The 3,171-nt window shown below is 71.1% G+C and carries 5 protein-coding genes; 3 read left to right on the top strand and 2 right to left on the bottom strand.

Annotation, left to right across the window (positions count from 1 at the left end; translation table 11 throughout):
• Window positions 1-537 (top strand): HAMP domain-containing sensor histidine kinase (locus AB1634_19150; GenBank protein MEW6221630.1); only part of this gene is annotated, 537 nt, incomplete at its 5' end.
• Here the strand turns inward: AB1634_19150 and thiD are convergent.
• On the bottom strand, window positions 506-1,390 hold the full coding sequence (gene thiD, locus AB1634_19145) for a bifunctional hydroxymethylpyrimidine kinase/phosphomethylpyrimidine kinase (GenBank protein ID MEW6221629.1): 885 nt from the start codon (window positions 1,388-1,390) through the stop codon (window positions 506-508). The two genes, AB1634_19150 and thiD, sit on opposite strands and share 32 nt — an antisense overlap.
• Window positions 1,387-1,788, bottom strand: coding sequence for a hypothetical protein (locus AB1634_19140; GenBank protein MEW6221628.1), 402 nt, complete (start codon window positions 1,786-1,788; stop codon window positions 1,387-1,389). Before AB1634_19140 ends, thiD begins: the two co-directional genes overlap by 4 nt.
• 127 nt (window positions 1,789-1,915) lie before the next feature.
• Here AB1634_19140 and AB1634_19135 point away from each other — a divergent pair, with 127 nt between their 5' ends.
• Entirely contained in the window at window positions 1,916-2,266 is a 351-nt protein-coding gene (locus tag AB1634_19135) for a hypothetical protein (protein MEW6221627.1), read from the top strand.
• 165 nt (window positions 2,267-2,431) lie between these two features.
• On the top strand, window positions 2,432-3,171 hold a 740-nt coding region (locus AB1634_19130), incomplete at its 3' end, for a glycosyltransferase family 39 protein (GenBank protein MEW6221626.1).

Genomic DNA, 3,171 nt, shown 5'->3' with positions numbered 1-3,171 from the left:
GCCATGGCCCGCCAGATGGAGCAGCGGCTGCTGGACCTCCTGGAGCTGGCCAGACAGGGCCACATCGTCCGGCCGGCGGTGCCGGTTCCCTTCGCCGACCTGGTCCACGAGGTGGTGACTGCCCTGGGCGACCGGCTGAGGGGCGGCGGCATCGCCGTCGAGATCGCCCCGGGGATGCCGGCGGTGCTGGGGGATCCGGGCCGGTTGCGGGAGGTGCTGGAGAATCTGCTCGACAATGCCTGCAAGTACATGGGCGGGCAGCCAGAGCCCCGGATCGTCATCGGGGTGCGAGCCGGCGGGCCCAAGCCGGTCTTCTTTGTTCAGGACAACGGCTGCGGCATTGCTCCGGAAAACCTGGAGCGGGTTTTCGATCTCTTCTGCCAGCTGCAGCCAGGCGGCTCGGGGGCCGGCGCCGGGCTGGCCATCGTCAGGCGGATCGTCGAGGCCACCGGCGGCCAGGTGTGGGCCGAGTCCGCAGGCCTGGGCAAGGGGTCTTCCATCTGCTTCAGCCTGCCGCAGGTGACCGGCCAGGTCTGACCCTTGTTGGACATGCTGCGGTTCGTCCGGGGCCGGTCCACAGGTGGTGCGGCAGGGGGCCGCGGCCATGACCGAAAGCCAAACCGCGGCCCAGGGCGATGAGGTCCGCCACGTAGGCCACCGCCTGCCGGAAGGCGGCCGCCCAGTCGCCGCCGGTCAGGTGCAGGGCCGTAAGGGCGGTGGCCAAGGTGCAGCCGGTGCCGTGGGTGTTGGGGGAGGCCAGGCGGGGGTGGCGGGCAGTCTCGACCCGGGCCGGGCCAGTCGGCTGGCGCAGCACCAGGAGGTCCTGGATTTCGTTGCTGGTGGCGTGGCCGCCCTTGATCACGATGCCGGCCAGCCGGGGCAGGCGATCGAGAAGCTTCTCGGCCATGGCCAGAGGGGACGCTTCCGGGGGCAAGCCGGCCAGGGCGGCCAGCTCGGGCAGGTTCGGGGTGAGGAGGTCGGCCCGGCCGCCCACCTCGGCCATGAGCACCTCGGCCCGGGCCGCCTCGAAGAGGGGATGGCCATCGCTGGCCGCCAGCACCGGGTCCAGCACCACCGTTCCGGGGAAGGCATCGAGGATCTCACCCAGGGCGCAGGCCAGCTCGGCGGTGCCCACCATACCGATCTTGATATGGCTCACCGCCAGATCGGCCAGCACCAGCCCCACCTGCTCCCGGAAGAACGGCACCGGCACCGGCAGGACCGCCCGCACCCCCCGGGTATCCTGGGCGGTCAGGCAGGTGATGGCGGCAGCGCCGTAGACGCCGAGGCTCTGGCAGGTCTTGAGATCCGCCTGGATGCCGGCCCCGCCCGAGGGGTCGGAGCCGGCGATGGCCAGAAGCGCCGGAACCGCTGCCGGCCGCAGACTCACCGCCGCTTCGCCTCCTGGAAATAGCGGCAGGTGGGGTCTTCCGCCGCCAGCAGCTCCTTCCGCAGCCGCTTGGCCTCGTTCTGCAGGTCCACGTCGTTCTGCTCCAGCAGCTGGCGGGCCAGGGACTCCAGATAGAGGGGCAGTTCCTCGCCGCTGGCGGTCGGATCGTAGATCATGGCCATAAAATCGGCCAGGGCCGGGCTGGGCAGGCCGAAGATCACCGCCTTGATGCGGTCCCGGCTCACCGCGGCCAGGGTGCCGTCGCAACGGCAGAGGGCAGCCCCCTCACCGTCATAATTCAGGGCCAGGACATCCACAGTGCTGGCGTCCAGGAAGCACTGGTCCAGGAGTGGGTGGCGAAGGTCAGCGGATCGCTTGAACTGCAGCAGGGCAGCCATGGGCATCTCTCCTTGGGGCAAGAGGGGGTGGGCCGGGGTCGACAGCGCGGATGCTTTGCCATTATAGTGCTGCGTCAGGGCAAGACCAAGCAAAAGCCGCCGGCTGGACCGGCCCGGGAGGGGAGAGATGTCTGGCTTCAAAGACGCCTATGATCTGGAGATGGCTCTGGCAGTGGTGGGGAGCGAGTCCGTGGCCTGGGACACCTGGGTGGAGGCGGCCAAATGGCTGCTGCTCTTCGGGCCCGACGACCTGCGGCAGATTCTGACCGACTCGGCGGGGCTCTCCTTCCAGGAGTGCTTTCCCAGCCTCAAGCCGGTGGCCTACAGCGAAGACGGCCAGCCCTGCTACCACCTCGGCCAGCTGGCCGAGGTCCTCGGCGTCGATCCGGCGGAGGCGGAGCAGGTCCTGGCGGAGACCGAATGGGCCGCGGATATGCGCCTGCTCTTCACCGGCGACGACACCCTCACCCCCCAGTAACCGCTCCGGGCCCCGGTCTGCGGGCCGCCGCCAGCCATGCCAACGCCTCCCCTCCCCCTCCTGTTCGACGTCTCTGCCGGGCCTGTGGCCGGGCGGGCGGTCATCCCCGGGGGCGATTATCTGGCCTGGCTGGCCGCCGGCAGCACGGAAGGCTGACGGGAGACCATGGACAGGACCCTGGCGCGGCCAAGGCTGCTCCTTGCGGCGATCCTGGCCCTGGGGCTGGCCCTGGCCTTTGCCGCGGTGGCCGGCAAGTCGGTGACCGTGGACGAATACGCCATCCTGCCCGGTGGCCTGGCGCTTCTGTCTGGCAGCGGCTGGGGGCTGGACCCCGGCGTGCCGCCCCTGGCCAAGGCCCTGGTGGCGCTGCCGCTCCACCTGGCCGGCCTCCGTCTGGATGCCGCCAGCCTGGGCCCGGAGGCCACGGTCTGGGACTGCGGCCGCCTGTTTGCCCTCCGCCATGCCGCTGACCTGCACCGCCTGTTCATGGCCGGTCGCAGCGTGGCTTTGGCCGCCTTTCTTGCGACCGGGCTGGGCACCTTCCTCTTGGGCCAGCGGCTCTACGGCCCGGGCGGCGGGCTCCTGGCCGCGGGGCTGGCCGTCTTCTCCCCGACCCTGCTCGGCCACGGCGGTCTCGTCACCACGGACATCTTCCTGGCCACCTTCCTGGTGGCGAGCCTCCTGGCGGCCGACCTTGTGCTGGCACGGCCAACCCGTACCAACTGGCTCTTTCTGGGATCGGCCCTGGGCCTGGCCACCCTGACCAAGCTCACCGGCCTGGTGCTGCTGCCCCTGGCCCTGGCGGGGGTCCTGCTCGGGCGCCTGGTCGCCCGGCAGCTGCGCTGGCGGGCGGACGCCGCCGGTGTGGGGCTGGCCCTGGCGGCCTGGCTGGCGGTGATCGTCCT

This window comes from Thermodesulfobacteriota bacterium (assembly GCA_040755095.1).
Classification (GTDB): Bacteria; Desulfobacterota; Desulfobulbia; order Desulfobulbales; family JBFMBH01; genus JBFMBH01.
Note: the sequence above shows the minus strand (reverse complement) of the source record. Positions and strands in the feature narration are given on the sequence as shown.

Coding starts and splice junctions, on each gene's coding strand:
- AB1634_19135 (MEW6221627.1), top strand. CDS start 1,916: ATGTCTGGCTTCAAAGACGCCTATGATCTGGAGATGGCTCTGGCAGTG.
- AB1634_19140 (MEW6221628.1), bottom strand. CDS start 1,788: ATGGCTGCCCTGCTGCAGTTCAAGCGATCCGCTGACCTTCGCCACCCA.